Source organism: Actinokineospora inagensis DSM 44258 (assembly GCF_000482865.1).
Lineage (GTDB): Bacteria > Actinomycetota > Actinomycetes > Mycobacteriales > Pseudonocardiaceae > Actinokineospora > Actinokineospora inagensis.
Window position 1 is genome coordinate 1 of the sequence record NZ_AXWW01000075.1, and the last position, 19,325, is coordinate 19,325.

Genomic DNA, 19,325 nt, shown 5'->3' on the forward strand with positions numbered 1-19,325 from the left:
GGCCTGGGTAAGGCTAAAAGGCGGGGCCACTGGAAAGCGTGGCCTTACCCGCCGGCCGGCTTAGGCCACCGCCTCCCCCAAACAAAACAACTCCACCCCAGCGGGCGGTTGGGATCGGCGGGTTCCGAGGCGCGCGGGGCGGGTGTGGGGCTTCGTCGATATGGGGTGGGGTTTCGAGGCGCGCGGTGCTGGTTGGTTGTGTGGGTCGGCGGGGTTTGAGGCTTGTGGGGTGGGGGGTGGCGGGTTCGGCGGGGGCACGATCGGGCGGGGGGCGTGGCGGAGAGGTGGGCGTAGCCGTGCTGGCGGGACACGGTGGTCGTGCACAGGGGCGCCGAGAACCGGTTGGCGGGTGACGGTGGTTACTTCTCCAAGGCGGCTTTGCCGATGTCGGTGGGGAAGCGGTGTTCGTTGCGGTCGATTTTGGCGTTGGCGGCGGCCAGGAGGTCGACGTTGAGGACGTCGGCCAGGCGGACTAGGTAGAGGAGGACGTCGGCTAGTTCGTCTTCGACGCGGGCGCGGGTGGCGGGGTCGGCGGTGGCGGACTCGGCTTCGGTGGGGGTGAGCCACTGGAAGAGTTCGGTGAGTTCGCCGACTTCGCCGGTGAGGGCCATGACGAGGTTCTTGGGGGTGTGGAAGGGGCCCCAGGCGCGGGCTTCGGAGAAGGCGCGTTGGCGGGCGGTGAGGGCTTCGAGGGTCACGGGTCCGTTTTCTTCTTGGAGCGGAGCAGGATCTTGTCCGATTGTGGGACCACTTTGCCCGCTGGCGGGACCTGTTCCACGACGACCCAGTTGTGGTCGATGATGAGTTGTCGGCCCTTGCCGGTGGCGTCTTCCTCGGTCAAGTAGTAGAAACCGGCCTTTTGCAGGGTGTCCTGCGCGTCTTGGTGGTCCATGCCGACGACGTTGGGAATCGGCAGGGATCGGACGGAGGCGCTGGGTGGGGCGAGGGTGGGCGGCTCGGGGATCTTCGTGTCGTTGGGGCCGCAGGCGGCTACGGCGAACAGGACGAGGACGGCGGTGAGCGCGCGGGTCGTCACCCCACCATGATCAACGATCGTGGTCGGGGGCGCCAGCGCGGCGGCGGGACTGGTGGCGGGCGTCGAGTTCGACGATCGCGGGGCCGAGGGCCATGACCAGCAGGAGCACGAAGGCGAGCACAACTCCTACCCAGATCAAGATCGCCATCACCATTCCAACCACCTCCGGGGTTCACACGTTTTCGCTGGTCACCAGCTTGACCCGGCGGGGTGTGGGCGCGAATCGTCCTGGAGGGCGAGCTGGGCCGGTCGGGTGGTCGGGGTTTACCCGGAGGGGACTGGCCGATCGGCTGATGCCCGCGCGCCGGTCGGCTGAAGCGATCAACCTGGGGTAGCGGTTACCTTCTCGGACCATGGAGCTGCTGGTGCCCGCGCGGCGATGGCTGGCCGGGCTGTTGGGGCTGGCGTACCTGTTCGACCTGGTGCTCCACCTCGTCCGGCACGACGGGGCCGTGGTGTTCGCGCCGGTGCCGCTGCTGGGGTTCGTGCTCCTGGCGCTCGCCCGGCCGGTGCTGGGGGTGGTCGGGGGGTCGGCCTGGCTGGTCGCGGTCTCGGTGCTGATCCGGTTGTCGAGCCAAGCGGTGTACAGCGATTTCGGCGTGCAGAACCTGATGCTGTCGGAGTCGGTGGCGGTCGGGGCGCTGGTGGCGGTGGCGGTGTGGCTCACGCCGAGGTACACGGCCGTCAACCTGGTGGTGGTCGTGGCGGTCGCCGGGGTGATGGCGAGCGGGGTGCGGCAGTTCTACCCGACCTACGGGGTCGAGGAGAGTGCGCGTGGGCTCGCGTTGTCGCTGTTGAGCGGCGCGGTCGTGGTGCTCGGGGGGTGTGTGGTCGGGGTGGCCATCCGGGCGCATGACGATCGTGGGGCCTCGGGGAGCCTCGCGAGTCTCATCCGGCGGCAGTGGCCGCTCGCGGGTGCGCTGGTGGTGCTGATCCTGGTGGACCAGACGAGTTCGGGGGGGCTCCGGGGCCTGTTTTACGCGCCGTTGGCGGGTTTGTTGATGGTGGCCACGGCCACGTGCGCGGTCCTCGGGCCGACAGCTCCGGCCCGGTACGCGGTCAGCGCGGCGGTGCTGACGGTGAGTTCGACGTTGGCGTTTCCCCCGTTCGGGCTGCTGCTCGGTTGGTATTCACGCTTTCCGGTGCCGACAAGTATTGCGGCGGCGCACATGGCGTTGGTGGCGTACCTCGTTCGGTATGCGGATCGCACCCAGGCGGGGCTCGGGGTGGCGGCGGTGGTCGGCGCGGACGTGCTGACGGTGGTCACCGGGGCCGAGACGGGGACGGTGAACTGGGAGTTCCTGCTGGTCTCGGCGTTCCTGCTGGTGGTGGCGATGGCGACCGGGCAGTACTTCCGGTCCCGCGACCGCGAGCGCAACCAGACGGTGCGGGTGGCGATCACCGGCGCGCAGCAGGCGGAGCGGATGGCGTTGGCGCGGGAGCTGCACGATGTGGTGGCCCACCACGTGACGGGGATTGTTGTCGCCGCCCAGGCGGCGCGGTTGGTCGGCGAGACGAACCCGCAGGCTGCGGTGGACGCCTTGGAGCGGATCGAGGAAGCGGGGACGGACGCGTTGTCCGCGATGCGGATGCTGGTGGGCAGCATGCGTGGCGCCCCGGTGGCAGGCGCCGAGGGGCAGGCGACGGTGGATTTGGCCAATGACGTGCGGATGCTCACCAGCAAGTTCCCCGGCCCCAAGATCGAGCTGAGCGTGGACCTACCGCCGTCGCTGCCGCCGGAAGCCGGGCGGACGGTGCTGCGGATCGTGCAGGAAGCGTTGACGAACGTCGGCAAGCACGCCCGCGCCGCGGAGACGGTGAAGATCGACATCGGGGTCGCCGGTGACGAATTGCGGCTGCGGGTGGCGGATGATGCCCCGGCTGCGGAGGTGCGGCCAGCCGGTGGTTCGGGCGGATACGGTCTGGTGGGCATGCGCGAGCGGATCGACCTTCTCGGGGGCAGGTTCACGGCCGGGCCTGGTGTGGGCTCGGGGTGGGTTGTGGACGCCGGATTTCCCCTGCGTGAACGGAGAGACCAGTGATTCGGGTACTGATCGGCGACGACCGAGAGGGGGTTCGGGCTGGGGTTCGATTCGGTCGGTCGGCGAGGTGGCGGACGGGGTTGTGCGGGCTCGGGAGCTGCGGCCGAACGGGTTGGTGGGCACCTGCGAGCGGGCCGACCTTCTTGGCAGACCCAGGACGACATGGAGGTCGTCGCGGATGGGGTGGACGCAGTCGCGCGGGCACACGATCTCCGGCCGGAGATGTTGGTGGGCATGCGTGAGCGGATCGACCTTCTCGGGGCAGGTTCACGGCCGGGGCCGGGGTCGAGGTGGGTTGTGACCCTGCGTCAACGGAGAAACCAGTGATATGAGTGCGGATCGCCGACGACCAAGAGATGGTCCGGGCCGGGTTTCGGATCGGTCGTCGCCGAACGGGGTGGGCGCGGTCGTGTGGGCTTGGGGGCTGCGGGCGGACGGGGTGGTGGGCGCGTGTGAGCGGGTCGACCTTCTTGGTGGCGGGTTGACGGCCGGGGCGGGGTGGGTTGTGGGCCTGGGTGAATGGAGAGAGCAGTGATTCGGGTGTTGATCGCCGATGATCAGGAGATGGTTCGGGCTGGGTTCCGGATGATCTTGCAGACCCAGGAGGACATGGAGGTGGTGGCGGATGTGGCGGATGGGGTGGATGCGGTTGCGCGGGCTCGGGAACTGCGACCGGATGTGTGTCTGCTCGATATCCGGATGCCGGGCATGGATGGGTTGGCGGTTACCAAGACCCTGGCGGGGCCTGATGTTGCTGATCCGTTGAAGGTGGTGGTGGTCACTACGTTTGATTTGGATGAGTACGTTCACCAAGCCCTGACGAACGGGGCTAGTGGGTTCTTGTTGAAGGATGCGGGGCCTGCGTTGTTGATGGAGGCGGTGCGGGCGGCGGCGCGGGGGGATGCGTTGGTGTCGCCGCAGATTACGGTTCGGTTGTTGAAGCACTTTGCCGCACCGGCTTCGGCGCCGAATCCGTTGACCGAACGGGAGACGGAGGTGGTGCGGGCGGCGGCCAGGGGTCTGACCAACACCGAGATCGGGACGGAACTGTTCCTGTCGCTGTCGACGGTGAAGACGCACCTGGCCGCCGTGCAGGCCAAGATCGGTGCCCGCAACCGGGTCGAGATCGCCGCGTGGGCGTGGCGGACGGGGCTGATGGCCGACTGAGCCCCTGAGCAGCCCCCGAATCCAGCCTAGAGCAGGTCGACGGCGGTCCGGGGGACCAGAGGAGCGCCGGTGGACAACTGCGGGTGGTGTGGATACGGGGGCGGCGGCTAGGCGGCGAGCTTGCCGGTCGCCTCGGCGACGACGGCGGCGAGGCGGGTGAGGCTGTCTTTGGTGAGGACCAGCTCGAAGCCCTCCATGCGGCCGCCGAAGTAGAGGGACATGGCGGCGGGGCCGTCGGGTGCGTAGCTGATCTCGCACCCGTCCTCGACCTTGGCCCAGGTGTTCATGCTGAACGCAGCCGTGTGCATAGCGTGACCTTCCAGAGAGAGGGTTGGCACAGAATGTGTGCACTGCGATGCAACGCCATGGGGGCACGCTGCGCAAGCTTTCACCTGGGTTTTTCACCCGTATAGGCCATGGCAAAGTCGTTGTATTGCACGCTGCGCATCTAGAGACTTTCAGACCGAACGAAAGACTCTTGGAATGTGGAGGGGCAGGCAGGTGCACGAGGCAACGACGGGTTCGACAGTGCCGCGCAGGCAACTAGGCAGGCACCTGCGCGATCTTCGTGGACGCGCTCGGCTTACAGTGAAGTCCGCTGCGAAGGCACTGGAGTGGTCCGAGACAAAAATCTGGCGCATCGAGAACGGCCACACGGCCATGCGGAGCCTCGACACCGAGGCGATGTGCAGGGTGTACGGCGCCTCCGCCGAGGTGACCGAATATCTCATGGGTCTGTCGAAGAAGACGAAGGAACAAGGGTGGTGGCACAGCGCTTACGGCAATGTCATTCCCGACGGTTTCGGGCTCTACATCGGCCTGGAAGAGGTCGCTTCGTCGATGCAGTGGTACGAGAAGGACCTCGTGCCGGGCCTGTTTCAGATCAGCGACTACGCACGTGTGCTAATTCAGCACCATGTGCCGACGCCACCACCCGAACAGGTGGAGCGAAGCGTCGAATTGCGCGCAGCGCGCAGCGCGCTGCTCACCAGGGTGAGCGCTCGGCCTACGATTCGCTTGGCTCTCAACGAAGGCATCCTCCGCACGCCGGTTGGTGGCCCGGACGTCATGGCTCGGCAACTAACCCACTTGGCAGAGATGGCCCGGCTGGATACAGTCTCGCTGCGTGTTGTCCCGTTCGCGCAAGGCATGCACCTTGGCTTGCTGTCCGGCCCGTTCGTCATCCTGCGATTCCCGGACAACGGGACCCGAGAGGGCGAACCACCGGTGGTGTATTCCGAAAATCTTGTTGGCGAGTTGTTTCTCGACAAACCCCTCGAGGTGGAGCACTACGACGCAGCTTTTGAGAGCATCTGGAATGCGGCACTGAGCGAACAGGATAGTATGCGCCTCGTTCAGCAGATACAGAAGGAGTTCACCCATGAGGCCAGTCGACCTGATGTGGCGGAAGAGTAGCCGCAGCAACGGCAAGGCCAACTGTGTGGAGATCGCCTTCGGCGATGTCCACACAGTTCTCGCTCGCGACAGCAAGCAGGGGAATGGGCCGGCGCTTAGGTTCAACCGCAGCCAGTGGCAGGCTTTTCTCGACTCCATGTGAGCGGGTTCGGGTGGGGTCGCTCCGCGACCCCACCCCCCTCACACCACCGTCTTCACCGTCAACTGGTTCCCCGGCGGCGTCTTCGCACACCCCGTCCCCGGCAGTGCCACAAACCCCGACCCCGTGTCGTGCGGCGGATAGACCCTGATCCCCCGCACCTCCGTCGGCTGGCACTCCGCCGGATCAAAGTTCTGCACGTTCACGAACCCCACATCCGCCGAAGCCGCCGCCCCCGGAGCCAGCTTCACCGCCGCGCCCTTCGTCCCCACCCGATACGCGGCCGGACCGACCTGATGCCCGTCATCCCCCGCCACGTACGACACGCCCGGGAAGCCCTGGATCACGCACGTCCGCGAACCCGAGTTCGTGAAGACCAACTTCCGGTACACCGTCCCGGCCGCCGCGTCACCGTCCTTGACGGACAGCTTCAACTCGCCCACCTTGCAGTCGTCCGTGGACACCGGATCGCTGGGTTCCGACGAAGGCTCAACCGCACTGGTGGTCGGGGTCGACGACACTGTCGGTGACGCCGTGGGCAACTGGGCGACCGATTGGTCGGATTTCTGCCCACCACACGCGACAACCAGCGCACCGACCGCCGCGACCGCCAGAACCGCCTTACCGTTGGCTACCCACCTCATCACTCCACAATGAGCCAGTTTCCCACTGTCCGCCACCCGGATCGGCTTCACACGCTCCGCTACCCGCTGGGAACAATTGCCGCCCATTCGGGGGTAACTGCTCGCGGGAACCGGACAGTAGCGTCTCGGTATGGCGGACACCTCGTCGGTACGATTACCCGTCACGATCAGGAGGGCGGTGTGAAAGACCGACGACTGACGTGGCTGCTCGGGTCCAGCGCCACCTCCAACCTCGGTGACGGAATCGGCAAGGTCGCCATCCCCCTGCTCGGCGCCAGCCTCACCCGGGACCCCGTCCTCATCGCGGGACTGTCCGCCACCGCCTTCCTCCCCTGGCTGCTGTTCGCGCTGGTCAGCGGAGCCCTGGTGGACCGGGTCGACCGGCGGCGGGCGATGCTGCTCGCCAACACCTCCCGGGCGGTCATCGTCGGCGGGCTGACCGTGCTCGTCGTCTTCCACGCCACGTCGATCTGGCTGCTCTACGTCGCCGCGCTGCTGATCGGCACGATCGAGACCATCGCGGACAGCGCCGCGCAAGCGCTCATCCCGGCCGTCGTCGACCGCGCCGGACTGGAATCTGCAAACGGCAAATTGCAATCTGCAGAAATCGTCGGGCAGACCTTCCTCGGTGGACCACTGGGCAGCCTCACCTTCGCGGCCTTCGCCGCGCTGCCGTTCCTGCTGAACTCCGTCGGGTTCGCGATCGCGGCCATCTTCCTGCTGGCGCTGCGCGGGTCGTACCGGCCGAAGGTCACCGGACCGGCACCCAAGCTGCGCACCCAACTGGCCGAGGGACTGAGCTGGGTCAAGCAGCGACCACTCATGATCCAACTCGTGATCTTCGCGGCCGGGATCGCGCTGACCTCGGAACTCGCGCAGGCCCTGCTCGTCCTCTACGCACTCCAAGACCTCAGCCTCAGCGAAGCCACCTTCGGCGTGTTCGCGCTGATCGGCGGGGCGGGCGGCCTACTCGGGGCGGCCGTCGCACCACGGCTGACCAGGGCCTTCTCCCGCCGAGCCGTCCTGACCTTCTCCGTCACCGCGTGCGCGCTGGCGTTCGGCGTGATGGGCGTGGTCTACGAACCGGTGACCGCCGGAGTCCTCTTCGGGGTGTTCGCGGCGGGGGTGGTCGTGGTCAACGTGATCATCGGGGCGCTGCGGCACGCGTTGATCCCCGAGCACCTGTTCGGGCGGGTCCTCGGGGTGTGGCGGACGGCCGTCTGGGGCGCGATCCCGGTTGGCGCGCTGCTCGGCGGACTCATCGCCGACTGGCTGAGCACGCGAGCCGTGTTCATCATCTCCGGCGCGCTGCAACTCGGCCTGGCCGGTGTCATGTGGGTGGTGCTGGCCCGGCACGAGTCCGAGGTGGACAGCCTCAACAACACCGGGGACACCGAGGACACCGCGCCGGAACCCATCCAGCAACCGTTATCCGGCGAGAGCCCGGCCACGGCCGGGGCCTGACGGCGGGACGACCCCAGCAGGGCCGCCCCGCCACAGCACCTACTTGCTCGCGACCTTGCGGTACTTGGCGACCGCCAGCGGCGCGAAGATCACCAGCACGGCTAGCGAGGACACCAGGGCGTAGAGCACCGAGTGGTGCGCGGGCCAAGCGTCCGACTGGCCCAACACACCCGGTCGGGCGTTGCCGAACAGACTTCGAGCGGCATCCGCGATCGCGGTGACCGGGTTCCACTCGGCGACCGCCTTGAGCGGGCCGGGCATGCTCGACGCCGACACGAACGCCGACGAGATGAACGTGACCGGGAACATCCAGATGAACCCGGCGCTCTGCGCGACCTGCACGCTGCCGGACACCAACCCGATCCACGCGCCGATCCACGACATGGCGAACGAGAACAGCAGCAACATCAGGTACGCGCCGATCGCGTCGATGAAACTGCCCCGGATCCGCCACCCCACGAGCAGACCGCAGATCGACATCACCAGCAGGCCGATCGCGCTGACCGCCAGGTCCGACGCCGTGCGGCCGACCAACACCGCCGCCCTGGTCATCGGCAGCGACCGGAACCTGTCAATCACACCCTTCTCCAGGTCGGCGGCCATGCCGATGGTGGTGTACGCCGAGTTGAACGCGACCGTCTGGGCGAAGATGCCGCCCATCAGGAACTCGCGGTAGGCGCTCGGGTCGTCGCCGATGCTGTTGGCGAACACGAACGAGAACAGCAGCACGAACATGATCGGCTGCAGCGTGGCGCCGAGCAGCAGGTCCGGCTGGCGGCGCACGTTCATCAAGTTGCGCCAGGTCACCACGCCGCTGTCGCGGGTGCCCGCCGAGATGACGCTCACTGGGTCTTCGCCTTCCTGCCCTTGGCCTTCTTCTTCTCGTCCGCCTGCTGCGCCTCCTCGGCCACGTGGCCGGTCAACGCGAGGAACACGTCGTCGAGGGTGGGGCGGTGCAGGGCGACGTCCAACACGCTGACGCCCTCCTGGTCCAACCTGCGCAGCGCCTCCACCAGGGCCTTCGGGCCGGTGTCGACCTTCACCTGGACGCGGCGCTGCAGGTCCTCGGTGACCGGCTCGTCCGAACCGACCTCGGCCAGCACCCGGGCGGTGGTGGCCAACTCGGTCTGCTCGACGACCACGATCTCCAGCCGCTCACCGCCGACCTGGGCCTTCAACTCGTCGGCGGTGCCCGCCGCGATGACCTTGCCGTGGTCGATCACCAGGATCTTGTTCGCGAGCTGGTCGGCCTCCTCCAGGTACTGCGTGGTCAACAACACCGTGGTGCCGTCGGCGACCAACTCGCCGATGACGTCCCAGGTGTCCATCCGGCCGCGCGGGTCCAGACCGGTGGTGGGCTCGTCGAGCACCACCACGGCGGGCTCCGCGACCAGCGCGCCCGCCAGGTCGAGCCTGCGGCGCATACCGCCGGAGTACGTCTTGGCCGGGCGGTCACCGGCGTCGTTCAGGCGGAACCGGCTGATCAGCTCCCGCGCCCGGCTGGACGCGGCGGACCGGCTCATCCCGTAGAGCCTGCCGACCATGTACAGGTTCTCGTAGCCGGTGAGGTGCTCGTCGACCGCGGCGTACTGGCCGGACAGTCCGATCGAGCGGCGGACCGCGTCCGGGTCCGCGACAACGTCGTGACCGGCGACGAACGCGCGGCCGGAGTCGGGTTTGAGCAGAGTGGTGAGGATGCGAACGGTGGTCGTCTTACCGGCGCCGTTGGGCCCGAGCAGGCCCAGCACCGTCCCGGCGGGGATCTCCAGGTCGACACCGTCGAGGGCGCGGGTCGACCCGAAGGTCTTGACCAACGCTTCCGCGCGCACGGCGATCGAGGACGCGGGCGGGGGCATGAGCCCTCCCTGACATAGTCCGAATGAGGTACGCGGCGCAGAGTAGCCCCGAGGACCGACAACTTTCCCCGATTTACGCCAACCGGACTTTCCTCCGGGTACCCGCTGGCGACAACTCGAGCAGGTCAGACCTCGATTCCGGTCCACTCCAGACAGTGCCAACCCGACGGCCGCTGTTCCAGCAGCACATGCCCGGTGTTGGGCAGGAGTTTCGCGTTCGCCACCTGGGCGCCGATGTTGTCGGCCAGCCACTCCGCAGCCAGGCGGATGATCCCACCATGACTGACCACAACCACCAGGCCGTGGCTGTGGGACCGGCAGATTCGCTCCAACGTGGCCAGGTAGCGCTCGCGGATCTCCTCGCCCGTCTCCCCGCCCGGCATGGTGGCGGCGAGATCTCCCTGCGTCCAACGCATGTAGACCTCACCGAAACCTCTTAGCGCCTCTTCGTCAGAACGGCCCTCAAGGTCACCGGCCTGGACCTCGTGCAGGCCCTCGACCACATCGACGTTGAGACCATGCCTCTTCGCGACTGGCTCAGCGGTCTCTTGCGCGCGGGTCGCGATGCTGGCGTAGACCGCGATCACCTGCTCGTCCGCCAGCCGGTCGGCGAGGGCCTGGGCCTGGCGGTGGCCCATCTCGGTCAGGGACGGACCCGGCGGGCGCGAGTCGAGCGCGTGCTTCACGTTCGACGGGGTCTCACCGTGGCGGATCAGCATTAACCGCGCGGTCACGGCTCCTCACCACGCAGCACCGCCTCGACCCACCGGGTGGAGTCCAGGTAGTCCTCTTCGCGGTTCGGCGCGGACACCTCCGCCACCGACCCCTCCGCCTTGGGGTAAGAGCCCAGGAACAGGACCCGCTGGCTCCGGCGCCGGACAGCGGCAAGGGCCTCGGCCACGCGCGGCTCGGCGATGTGACCGTCGAAATCCAGGTAAAACCGGTATTCGCCGAAACGGTTCCGCAGCGGGCGCGACTCGATGCGGGTCAGGTTTATACCGCGCATGGCCAACTCGGTGAGTACGAAAGCAAGTTCACCTGGTCGGTGGGAAACAACCACTATCACCGACGTCCGGTCAGCTCCTGTCGGCGCGGGCAATTCCTCCGGGCGGGCCAGCAGCAGGAAGCGGGTAATCGCGTCGCGCTCGTCGGCGACGTCGGTCGCGAGAACGTCCAGCGGGTAGTGGTCGGCGGCGACGGGAGCGGTCACAGCGGCGTCGAACTCGCCGGACTGGACCCCCACCGCGGCACCGGCCGTCGAGGCGGCGACCCGGCGGGCCGCGTTCGGCATGGTCTCCTGGATCCAGCGCTCGACCTGCGCCAACGCGTGCGGGTGACTCGCGATGGACCGCACGTCCGCCGCTTTCAACCCCGGCCGGACCAGGATGGAGAACCGGATCGGCAGCAGGTACTCGGCCAGCGCGACCACCGGCGGGGCGTCCGCGGCGAGGGTGTCCATGGCGGCCGAGACGGCGCCCTCGACCGAGTTCTCGATCGGCACGCAGGCCAACTGGGCGTCGCCGGACCGCACCGCGCCGACCGCGGCCGGAATGGTGGGCAGCGGCACGAAGTCGCTCCCCGGCGCAAGCGCTTTCGCGGCCTGTTCGGTGAATGTTCCCCTGGGTCCGAAGTACGCGGTGGTCGGCACGCGGACCACCCTACGCAGGACCATCAGCCGGGTGGAGATGTGGCGGTTGCCAAACGGCGGTTACCCCGGGTGTCCCCAAGATGCCATGCTGGAACCGTGACCGCGGATTCGGAAACCGGCATGGCGGCGGCGACCCGTCGCGGGTCCGGCATGCTCGAACTCGTCCTGTGCGCGGAGAGCGAGCCGCAAGCCGAGGCTTGGGCGAGCACGGCCGAGGGCAGGCCGCAGATCCACGTCCACCGTGGATCGGTGTTGGAAGTCTCGGCGGACGCGGTCGTCTCACCCGCCAACGCGTACGGGTGGCTACGCGAGGGCGTGGACGCCACGTACACCGAGGCGTTCCCGTCCATCGAGCAGCGGGTGCGCAGCGCCATTCTCGGCTCTTACGGCGGCGAGATGCCGATCGGTGAGGCGCTGATCGTGCCCACGTACATCGCGCGGCCCGCGTGGCTGATCGCGGCGCCCACGACCCGCGAACCGTTCGAGTACTTGGCAGCGGAGACCGTCAACCCCTACCTGGCGGCCAGGGCCGTGTTCCGGCTGTGGTCCGCGGGACTGCTCGACGACGGCGTGCCGGTGCGGCAGTCGGTGCACACCATCGCGATGCCCGGCCTCGGCACCGGCGTCAGCGGGGTCCCGCCGGAGGTGTGCGCGAGGCAGATCGCCGCCGCCTGGGACGCGGTGTTCGAGCCGGGCAGTGTGGCACGGACCTGATGTTCGCGGCGACGTCATGTGCGCCACACCTGTAGTCCCCCTATCGGTGCAGTCGGTCACAGCGCGAAGGTGGGTAGACCACCTACGTTGACTCCCGTACACCCATTCCGGCGCGAGGGAGCCCGAGATGGCACGGGTGCGTGAGCTGAGCCCGTACGTGGAGCTGCGCCGCGAACAGTGGCGCGAGCTGCGCGAGTCCACCCCACTGCCGCTGACCTTCGACGAACTGGTCGCGCTGCGCGGCCTCGGCGACCCGGTGGACCTGGACGAGGTGGTCGACGTCTACCTGCCGCTGTCGCGGTTGATCTCCCTGCAGGTGGCGGCCCGGCAGCAGCTCTACAGCGCGACCGTGCAGTTCCTCGGCGAGGACCGGCCCGCGAAGGTCCCGTTCGTGATCGGCATCGCGGGCAGCGTCGCGGTCGGGAAGTCGACCACGGCCCGGCTGCTGCGGCTGCTGCTGGCCCGGTGGCCGGATCACCCGCACGTGGACCTGGTGACCACGGACGGGTTCCTGTTCCCGCAGGCAGAGTTGGTCCGGCGTGGCCTGATGAGCCGGAAGGGGTTCCCGGAGAGCTACGACCGCCGCGCGTTGTTGCGGTTCGTGTCGGAGGTGAAGGCGGGGGCGCCGGACGTGCGGGCGCCGGTGTACTCGCACCTGGCGTACGACATCGTGCCCGGCGAGGAACAGGTGGTCCGGCGACCGGACATCCTCATCGTCGAGGGCCTGAACGTGCTGCAGCCCGCCGCCCGGCTGGCGGTGTCCGACCTGTTCGACTTCTCGATCTACGTGGACGCGCACACCGACGACATCGAACGCTGGTACGTCTCGCGGTTCCTGGCGCTGCGCGGGACGGCGTTCGCGGACCCGTCGTCGCACTTCCACCACTTCGCCGCGCTGACCGACGACGACGCGGTCGCCGAGGCCACCCGGCTGTGGAAGACGATCAACGAGCCGAACCTGGCGAACAACATCCTGCCCACCCGGCCCCGGGCGACCCTGGTGCTGCGCAAGGGCGCCGACCACCGGACCACCCGGGTACGGCTCCGTAAGCTGTGACGCCATGATCCGCGTGCTGCTCGTCGACGACCACGAGGTGGTCCGGCGCGGGCTGCGCGACCTGCTGGACGGCGAACCGGACATCGAGGTCACCGGGCAGGCGGGCGGCGTCGGCGAAGCCCTGGCGCTGACGTCGTCCTGCACGTTCGACGTGGCGGTGGTGGACGTGCGGTTGCCCGACGGGGACGGCGTGTCGCTGTGCCGGTCACTGCGGGAACGCTCCGGCCCGGCCTGCCTGGTCCTGACCGCCTTCGACGACGAGGCCGCCCTGGTCGAGGCGATCATGGCGGGGGCGGCGGGGTACCTGCTCAAACAGGTGCGGGGCCAGGACCTGGTGACAGCCGTGCGCGAAGTCGCCGCCGGACGGTCACTGCTGGACCCGGTGACCACCGCCCGGGTGCTGGACCGCATGCGCCGCAGCGCCCAACCCGACGAGCTGGCGGGTCTGACCGAGCGCGAACGCGAGGTGCTGACCCTCGTCGGCGAGGGCATGTCCAACCGCGAGATCGCCGAACGGCTGTTCCTCGCGGAGAAGACCGTGAAAAACCACGTGACGTCGGTGCTGGCCAAGCTCGGCATGGAACGCCGCACCCAGGCCATCGCCTGGTTCGCCCGCCGCCGATAGTCAGTGCTTGTCAGGTGATCGGGACTTCCCAGGTGACGGTGGTACCGCTGCGGGGGGATGAGCGGACGGTGCAGTGGCCGCCTGCCTGGTCGGCGCGTTCGTGGAGGTTTTTGAGGCCGCGTTGGGTGACGCCCTGGGGGATGCCGCAGCCGTCGTCGGCGACGGTGAGGCGGAGGGTGGGGCCGTGGCGGCGGAGGTGGACGGCGACGCGGAGGGCGCCTGCGTGGCGGACGATGTTGGAGAGGGACTCGCGGAGGGCGGCGCGGGTGTGGTCGGCGATGTGTGGGGGGACGTCGGACAGGTCGCCGGTCAGTTCGAAGGTGGGGTCGAAGCCGAGGAGTTCGCGGGCGGTGGCGACCTCGGCGCGGACCGAGTCGGCCAGGTCGGCGGCGGGCTCGGGGTCGGGGTTGCGGAGCGCGCGGACGACGGCGCGGACGTCGGCGATGGCAGCGTCGAGCTGGTCGACGGCGTCGGCGAGGCGGGTGGCGTCGGGCTTGGCGAGCTTGCGCGTGGGGCGGCGGGACAAGAGGTCGAGTTGCATACCGGCCGCGTAGAGGCGCTGGATGATGACGTCGTGCAGGTCGCGGGCGATGCGTTCGCGTTCCTCGTACAGGCCAACGCGTTCGCGGGCGTTGCGGCCCTCGGCGAGGACGAGCACAAGACCGGCTTGGGCGGCGAAGGCGGTCAGGACCTCGACGGTGCCGTTGGTGAACGGCTTGGCGCCGCGACGGCGGTAGACGGTGAGCGCGCCCAGCCGTGACTCGCGCGTACCGAAGGGGGCAGCGGCGAACGGGCCGTAGGTGCTGAGTTCGCGCGGGACGTAAGGGGATGTGCGCGGGTCCGTCGTGACGTCATCAGCGACGATCGGCACACCGCCACGGGCGACACGGGCAGCCGATGAACGCGGCGACAAGACGAGCCCGACGGGGTCCGTACCCCGAGCGCCGTGGGCGGCCTCCACGGTGAGGGAGCCATCGTCGGAGCCGGTCATAACCAGGCCCAGGTCAGCCTCGGCGAGCTCGGCGGCCGCGCGCACAACGAGGTGCAGCACCGTATCCGGGTCCTGACCGGACAGTGCCGCCGTGGCGATCTCGGTGGACGCGGTAAGAGTCCGCGCGGCGAGGGTGGGGTCCATGGGCAGCACCAGGTTATGCCCTCACGAGACACCGGCAGCGCCGGTCCGCTGGACGGCTGCCACCCGGCGGATCACCGGGAAGATCCGAATCAGCAGCAATGGCCGTGGGCGACATCCGACCCAGCCGGAGCAGGCACGCAGAGGCCACCGGCGCGCGAGCCGCGTCGACCCGCCCCGCGCCCTGCTCGAACGCGGCCGCAGACAACCCGCCGGGCGGCGAAGACCAGGGCCTCACGGCCCACCCACCACAGCGAGCGGGCGCACGGTTCCGTCGACCACCTCCACCACCAAGTCCGCCTGTGCCGCTTCTTCCGGGCGGTGGGTGATGTGCACGACCGTGCGTCCGGCGAAGGTGGTGCGGAGGGTGGACAGGACCTCGTCCGCCGTGGCGGTGTCCAGGTGGGCGGTGGGTTCGTCGAGGAGGATCAAGGGGGCGTCGGCGAGGAGGGCGCGGGCCAGGGCGATGCGTTGGGCTTCGCCGCCGGAGACCGCCGTAGCTCGGGCGTCGAGGTCGAAGACGGGGAGACCGGCTTGGGCGAGGGCGGCCGCGAGTTCGGGGTCGGTGGCGTGCGGAGACGCCAGGCGCAGGTTCTCGCGGACGCTGGTGGAGACGAGCATCGGGTCTTGGGGGCACCAGGCGACGGTGGGTGGGCGGGACACCGAACCCTCGTCGGCGTTGAGGAAACCCAGTAGCAGAGCCACAAGCGTGGACTTGCCGGAGCCGGAAGGGCCGACAACGGCAGTGTGGGTGCCGGGGGTAAGACGGAGGTTCACCCCGTGCAGGGCGGGCTGGGTCGTACCGGGCCACCGGGTTGTCACGTCGATCAGGTCGACGGTGTCGCTGGGGGTCCACGCGCTGACCGTGGCGGGGGCGTTTTCCAGGGCGGCGATTCGGGCATAGGCGGCACTTAGCGCGGCGAGGTTGGTGACTGCAGGGGGCAAGAGGGCCAAGACCTCCGCCAGGGACAAGGGAATCAACGCGACGATAGGGATCAGGACCGGGTCGAGGGATCGGGAGACGACGACGCTGAGCACGGTGGCGGCGCCGAGGGTGAGGGTGATCAGCGCCTGTCCGGCGCCGGCGCCGAAGGCCTGGCGGCGGGCGCGGGTGGCCAGGGCGGCGTCGGCCTCGGCCAAGGCGGCGCGGTGGCGGGTGTGCCTGCCGAAGGCGATGAGGTCGGCGGCTGAGGTCAGCAGGGTCAGGACGCGGGCGGAGACGGCGCGGCGGCCGTTGGACAGGGCGGCGGTGGCGTGGCGTTCGGCGAGCAGCGAGACGACGGGAGCGCCGAGGCAGGCGATCACGACAGCAGCAGCCAGGACGAGACCGGCGGCGGGGTGAACCATGGTCTGGATGACGATGGCGGCCACGCAGGCACCGATGGCGACCAGTGGCGGCACGAGAACCCGAGGAGTGAGGTCGCGGACAGTGTCGACGTCGTCGACGAAGCGGCGGAGACCTTCACCGCCGCGCAGGCCCAGCGAGCGAGCGGGGCCGAGGCGGACGAGGGCTTGCCAGAGGCGGACGCGCAGGTCAGTGGCGGTGCGGAAGACGGCATCGTGGACGGCCAGCCGCTCGGCGTAGCGCAGGGCGGCGCGGGCCAGGCCGAAGGCGCGGACACCGACGACGGCGACCGACAGGGTCAGGATCGGCGGCTGCTGGGCGGCTTTGGCGATCAACCAGGCCGACAGGGCGGCCAAGACCACGCCGCTGACCAGGGCCGATGAGCCGAGCGCGGCGCCTGCCAGCATCCGGCCGGTGATCAAGCCACGCAGACCGCGCGACGGTTCGACCGGCTCGTCGGTGACGGACACGGGGGCGCGCTCGGGGAGCGGGACCTCAGCGGCGGCGACGGCGCGGTGGGTGGAGAGGATCACGGCGACGCCGAGGGAGGCGGCGCGTTCGATGGCGACCATGACCCGGGCGGCGGTGGTCGGGTCCAGGTGGGACGTGGGCTCGTCGAGCAGGAGGAGGCGGGTGCCGGGGCGGGACAGGGCGCGGAGCAGGGCCACGCGTTGGCGTTCGCCTTCCGAGAGTTCGACGATGCGGCGGTCGAGCAGGTGGGCGATGCCGAGTTCGGCGGCCAGGGCGACGCTGTCGACCTCATCGGCGACGGTGGTCTCGCCGAAGGTGGGATGTTGCGGGACCCAGGTGACGATGTGGCGCCAAGTCGACATATCTACTTCGGTAAGAGGCACGTTGTCGATGAGGACGGAGCCTTCGAAGGGAACGAATCCCAACAGGACGCCGAAGGCGGTGCTCTTACCGGTACCGCTGGGTGAATCCAGGCGGACGATCTCGCCGGGGCGAACGACCAATGACAAGTCGTCCGGGGCGTAGTGGTCGCGGCGGTGAACACGAAGGCCCTCGATGCGCAGCTCGCGGAAGTCGGAGACGGCAACACCGCCGTTGGTCGGCGCGGCGGGGATCTCGGCGACCCGGCGAACTGCCTCCAGGCCGTCTTCGCTCGCGTGGTGGGCGGCTCCGGCGGCACGTAGTGGCAGGTAGCACTCGGGCACCACGATCAGCACGAACAAGCCCACGACCAAGGTGAGGTCACCGGCGACAAGCCGCATACCGATGACGACAGCGACAAGAGCCACGGACAAGGTCGCCACCAACTCCAGCGCGAAGGCCGAAGAGAACGCGACACGCAGTACGCGCAGAGTGCCGCGACGGTGCGCATCGGACACCGACTGCACCGCCTCGGCTTGAGCTGACGCGCGCCGAAACGCCGTCAGGACAGGCAAAGCGCGCACCAACTCCAACAGGTTTCCCGACAACCGCTCGGTCGCGGCCGCTGCGGGCCCCACCCGGTCCTCGGTATACCGCCCGATGACTATGGCGAACACCGGGATAAGAGGCACCGTCAGCGCTACCACGACCGCAGAAGGCCAGTCAGTGAACAAGATTGCCGCGCCTACCGTGAGAGGTGCGACTGCCGCTGTCACCAACGCGGGGAGGTAAGTGCCGAAGTAGGCGTCAAGAGCGTCGAGGCCGCGAGTGGCCAACGCGGTCAGTTCGCCGGGGCCGCGCGCGGAAATCCACTCGGGACCTTGCGCCAACGCCCGGTCCAGCGTGATCGCGCGCAGTTCCTCCTTCGCCCCGGCGGCCGCGCGCGCGGCGACGACGGAGGTGGCCCAGCCGAGCAGCGACCGGGCCACGACAGCCCCGGCCAGCACACCGACCAGGTGAAACGATGTCAACACGGTGGCCAGCGCCCACGCCTGGACCACCAGCGCGACCGCGTTGAGCAGCGACAACAGGCCACAGAGGGCCAGTGCTCGGCGCGCCGACGGGGACAACCCCGGCAACGCGCCGAGCGGGCCACGCCCGGGTCGACTGGCGGGTCGAGTTCGCCCGGACGAGATCATGGGACGTGCACCGGCGGCAGGTGGTGGGTGGCGATGCGCCTGCGGAACACCCAGTACGTCCAGCCCTGGTAGACCAGCACGGCCGGGGTGCCGAACAGCGCGACCCAGCTCATCACCTGCAGCGTGTAGTGGCTGGACGCGGTCGCGGCCACGGTCAACGAGAACGAGCTGTCCACAGTGGACGGCAAGACGTCCGGGTAGAGCGAGCCGAACAGCGTCACCACCGACGCGGCCACCGCGACCCCCAGGGCCGCGAACGCCTGCCCTTCGCGAACCGCCGCCAACCGCCACAACGCGACGGCGGCCGCCACCAGGACGAGCACGAGCGGCGCCCACGTCCACCCCGAGCCCGACCGGAACTGCACGACCAGCAGCAAAGCGGCGAGCGGCACCAACGCGACCGGGGCAACCCGCAGGGCCAGCCGCCGCGCCCGCTCCCGCAACGGACCGTCCGTCTTCAAGGCGATGAACACCAGCCCGTGCACGAAGGCGAACCCGGCGATGGCCAGCGCGCCCAGCACGGTCTCCCACTTGATCGCGGCGAACGGCAAGCCGACGCGGTTGCCGTGCTGGTCCAGCGGCAGGCCCAGGACATTCCAGGACAGCACCAGGCCGACGCCCAGGGTGGCGATCCACGATGCCGTGGTGATGATCCGGTCCCAGGTGCGACGCCAGCGGTCGGAGTCGACCTTGCCCCGGTACTCGAACGCCACACCCCGGCCGATCAGCGCGACGACGAACAGCAGCAGGGGCAGGTAGGCGGCGCTGAACAGACCGGCGTACCAGCCGGGGAAGGCGGCGAAGGTCGCGCCGCCCGCGACCAGCAGCCACACCTCGTTGCCGTCCCAGACCGGGCCGATCGTGTTGATCATGACCCGGCGTTCGGCCTCGGAGTCGGCCAGGATCGGCAGGGCCATGCCGACACCGAAGTCGAAGCCCTCCAGGAACAGGTAGCCCAGCCAGAGCAGGGCGATCACGCAGAACCAGACGTCCGCGAGTTCCACAATGGA

20 protein-coding genes are annotated in these 19,325 nt (G+C 69.2%); 8 read left to right on the plus strand and 12 right to left on the minus strand.

Annotation, left to right across the window (positions count from 1 at the left end):
* Positions 1-359: 359 nt before the first annotated feature.
* The 3 genes from H504_RS0123775 to H504_RS41580 are packed head-to-tail and all read right to left on the minus strand — an operon-like array spanning position 360 to position 1,190.
* Positions 360-698: a nucleotide pyrophosphohydrolase gene (locus tag H504_RS0123775; RefSeq protein ID WP_026424817.1), complete on the minus strand. Its 339-nt coding sequence runs from the start codon at positions 696-698 to the stop codon at positions 360-362.
* Positions 695-1,036: a PASTA domain-containing protein gene (locus H504_RS42665; protein WP_035305711.1), complete on the minus strand. Its 342-nt coding sequence runs from the start codon at positions 1,034-1,036 to the stop codon at positions 695-697. Before H504_RS42665 ends, H504_RS0123775 begins: the two co-directional genes overlap by 4 nt.
* A gap of 10 nt (positions 1,037-1,046) precedes the next feature.
* On the minus strand, positions 1,047-1,190 hold the full coding sequence (locus H504_RS41580; RefSeq protein WP_157440599.1) for a hypothetical protein: 144 nt from the start codon (positions 1,188-1,190) through the stop codon (positions 1,047-1,049).
* A gap of 199 nt (positions 1,191-1,389) precedes the next feature.
* Here H504_RS41580 and H504_RS43700 point away from each other — a divergent pair, with 199 nt between their 5' ends.
* Both H504_RS43700 and H504_RS0123795 read left to right on the plus strand, forming a co-directional pair.
* Positions 1,390-3,078: a sensor histidine kinase gene (locus H504_RS43700; protein ID WP_051386198.1), complete on the plus strand. Its 1,689-nt coding sequence runs from the start codon at positions 1,390-1,392 to the stop codon at positions 3,076-3,078.
* Between the two features lie 531 nt (positions 3,079-3,609).
* On the plus strand, positions 3,610-4,245 hold the full coding sequence (locus H504_RS0123795) for a response regulator (RefSeq protein ID WP_026424818.1): 636 nt from the start codon (positions 3,610-3,612) through the stop codon (positions 4,243-4,245).
* A gap of 107 nt (positions 4,246-4,352) precedes the next feature.
* On the opposite strand, the gene H504_RS0123800 is transcribed toward H504_RS0123795, so the two are convergent.
* The gene (locus tag H504_RS0123800; RefSeq protein ID WP_026424819.1) at positions 4,353-4,553 is read right to left on the minus strand and encodes a hypothetical protein; all 201 of its coding nucleotides are present in this window, start codon (positions 4,551-4,553) and stop codon (positions 4,353-4,355) included.
* A gap of 193 nt (positions 4,554-4,746) precedes the next feature.
* Between H504_RS0123800 and H504_RS0123805 the strand changes: the two genes are divergently transcribed.
* Together H504_RS0123805 and H504_RS40430 are read left to right on the plus strand one after the other, a co-directional pair.
* Positions 4,747-5,661, plus strand: a complete 915-nt coding sequence (locus H504_RS0123805; RefSeq protein ID WP_035305715.1) for a helix-turn-helix domain-containing protein — start codon at positions 4,747-4,749, stop codon at positions 5,659-5,661.
* Positions 5,645-5,803 (plus strand): DUF397 domain-containing protein, encoded by a 159-nt coding sequence (locus H504_RS40430; protein WP_084468107.1) that lies wholly within the window; start codon positions 5,645-5,647, stop codon positions 5,801-5,803. The genes H504_RS0123805 and H504_RS40430 overlap by 17 nt, the downstream gene beginning before the upstream one ends.
* 38 nt (positions 5,804-5,841) lie before the next feature.
* Here the strand turns inward: H504_RS40430 and H504_RS0123815 are convergent, their stop codons facing one another.
* Positions 5,842-6,264, minus strand: a complete 423-nt coding sequence (locus H504_RS0123815) for a DUF4232 domain-containing protein (RefSeq protein WP_245614433.1) — start codon at positions 6,262-6,264, stop codon at positions 5,842-5,844.
* Positions 6,265-6,624: 360 nt separating this feature from the next.
* Between H504_RS0123815 and H504_RS36680 the strand changes: the two genes are divergently transcribed.
* Complete coding sequence (locus H504_RS36680) at positions 6,625-7,908, plus strand: MFS transporter (protein ID WP_245614434.1); 1,284 nt, start codon at positions 6,625-6,627, stop codon at positions 7,906-7,908.
* A gap of 39 nt (positions 7,909-7,947) precedes the next feature.
* On the opposite strand, the gene H504_RS0123825 is transcribed toward H504_RS36680, so the two are convergent.
* The 4 genes from H504_RS0123825 to pheA form a co-directional block, all read right to left on the minus strand.
* Positions 7,948-8,754: an ABC transporter permease gene (locus H504_RS0123825; RefSeq protein WP_026424822.1), complete on the minus strand. Its 807-nt coding sequence runs from the start codon at positions 8,752-8,754 to the stop codon at positions 7,948-7,950.
* Positions 8,751-9,764: a daunorubicin resistance protein DrrA family ABC transporter ATP-binding protein gene (locus H504_RS0123830; RefSeq protein WP_026424823.1), complete on the minus strand. Its 1,014-nt coding sequence runs from the start codon at positions 9,762-9,764 to the stop codon at positions 8,751-8,753. Before H504_RS0123830 ends, H504_RS0123825 begins: the two co-directional genes overlap by 4 nt.
* A gap of 125 nt (positions 9,765-9,889) precedes the next feature.
* A complete protein-coding gene (locus tag H504_RS0123835) occupies positions 9,890-10,483 on the minus strand; it encodes a histidine phosphatase family protein (protein ID WP_035305735.1) in 594 nt (197 codons plus the stop codon).
* Between the two features lie 11 nt (positions 10,484-10,494).
* On the minus strand, positions 10,495-11,412 hold the full coding sequence (gene pheA, locus H504_RS0123840) for a prephenate dehydratase (protein ID WP_035305718.1): 918 nt from the start codon (positions 11,410-11,412) through the stop codon (positions 10,495-10,497).
* 120 nt (positions 11,413-11,532) lie between these two features.
* On the opposite strand from pheA, the gene H504_RS0123845 reads away from it, so the two are divergent.
* The 3 genes from H504_RS0123845 (at position 11,533) to H504_RS0123855 (ending at position 13,808) form a co-directional block, all read left to right on the plus strand.
* Entirely contained in the window at positions 11,533-12,126 is a 594-nt protein-coding gene (locus H504_RS0123845; RefSeq protein ID WP_051386202.1) for a macro domain-containing protein, read from the plus strand.
* Positions 12,127-12,253: 127 nt separating this feature from the next.
* On the plus strand, positions 12,254-13,183 hold the full coding sequence (gene coaA, locus H504_RS0123850; RefSeq protein WP_026424827.1) for a type I pantothenate kinase: 930 nt from the start codon (positions 12,254-12,256) through the stop codon (positions 13,181-13,183).
* Positions 13,184-13,187: 4 nt separating this feature from the next.
* Positions 13,188-13,808, plus strand: a complete 621-nt coding sequence (locus H504_RS0123855; protein ID WP_035305721.1) for a response regulator — start codon at positions 13,188-13,190, stop codon at positions 13,806-13,808.
* Positions 13,809-13,818: 10 nt separating this feature from the next.
* Here H504_RS0123855 and H504_RS0123860 read toward each other — a convergent pair whose 3' ends face one another.
* The 3 genes from H504_RS0123860 to cydB all read right to left on the minus strand — a co-directional run bounded on the left by H504_RS0123860 (position 13,819) and on the right by cydB (position 19,319).
* Complete coding sequence (locus H504_RS0123860) at positions 13,819-14,943, minus strand: GAF domain-containing sensor histidine kinase (protein ID WP_026424829.1); 1,125 nt, start codon at positions 14,941-14,943, stop codon at positions 13,819-13,821.
* Positions 14,944-15,174: 231 nt separating this feature from the next.
* Positions 15,175-18,315, minus strand: coding sequence for a thiol reductant ABC exporter subunit CydD (gene cydD / locus H504_RS0123865; protein ID WP_026424830.1), 3,141 nt, complete (start codon positions 18,313-18,315; stop codon positions 15,175-15,177).
* Positions 18,312-19,319, minus strand: a complete 1,008-nt coding sequence (cydB, locus tag H504_RS0123870) for a cytochrome d ubiquinol oxidase subunit II (RefSeq protein WP_026424831.1) — start codon at positions 19,317-19,319, stop codon at positions 18,312-18,314. The genes cydD and cydB overlap by 4 nt, the downstream gene beginning before the upstream one ends.
* Positions 19,320-19,325: the final 6 nt, after the last annotated feature.

What these genes read in the sequence shown, in the direction of transcription:
- H504_RS0123835 (WP_035305735.1), bottom strand. Translation starts at nt 10,483, where the DNA reads ATGCTGATCCGCCACGGTGAGACCCCGTCGAACGTGAAGCACGCGCTC.
- H504_RS0123855 (WP_035305721.1), top strand. Translation starts at nt 13,188, where the DNA reads ATGATCCGCGTGCTGCTCGTCGACGACCACGAGGTGGTCCGGCGCGGG.
- H504_RS0123800 (WP_026424819.1), bottom strand. Translation starts at nt 4,553, where the DNA reads ATGCACACGGCTGCGTTCAGCATGAACACCTGGGCCAAGGTCGAGGAC.
- cydD (WP_026424830.1), bottom strand. Translation starts at nt 18,315, where the DNA reads ATGATCTCGTCCGGGCGAACTCGACCCGCCAGTCGACCCGGGCGTGGC.
- H504_RS0123845 (WP_051386202.1), top strand. Translation starts at nt 11,533, where the DNA reads ATGGCGGCGGCGACCCGTCGCGGGTCCGGCATGCTCGAACTCGTCCTG.
- H504_RS0123860 (WP_026424829.1), bottom strand. Translation starts at nt 14,943, where the DNA reads ATGGACCCCACCCTCGCCGCGCGGACTCTTACCGCGTCCACCGAGATC.
- H504_RS40430 (WP_084468107.1), top strand. Translation starts at nt 5,645, where the DNA reads ATGTGGCGGAAGAGTAGCCGCAGCAACGGCAAGGCCAACTGTGTGGAG.
- H504_RS41580 (WP_157440599.1), bottom strand. Translation starts at nt 1,190, where the DNA reads ATGGTGATGGCGATCTTGATCTGGGTAGGAGTTGTGCTCGCCTTCGTG.
- H504_RS0123830 (WP_026424823.1), bottom strand. Translation starts at nt 9,764, where the DNA reads ATGCCCCCGCCCGCGTCCTCGATCGCCGTGCGCGCGGAAGCGTTGGTC.
- H504_RS43700 (WP_051386198.1), top strand. Translation starts at nt 1,390, where the DNA reads ATGGAGCTGCTGGTGCCCGCGCGGCGATGGCTGGCCGGGCTGTTGGGG.
- coaA (WP_026424827.1), top strand. Translation starts at nt 12,254, where the DNA reads ATGGCACGGGTGCGTGAGCTGAGCCCGTACGTGGAGCTGCGCCGCGAA.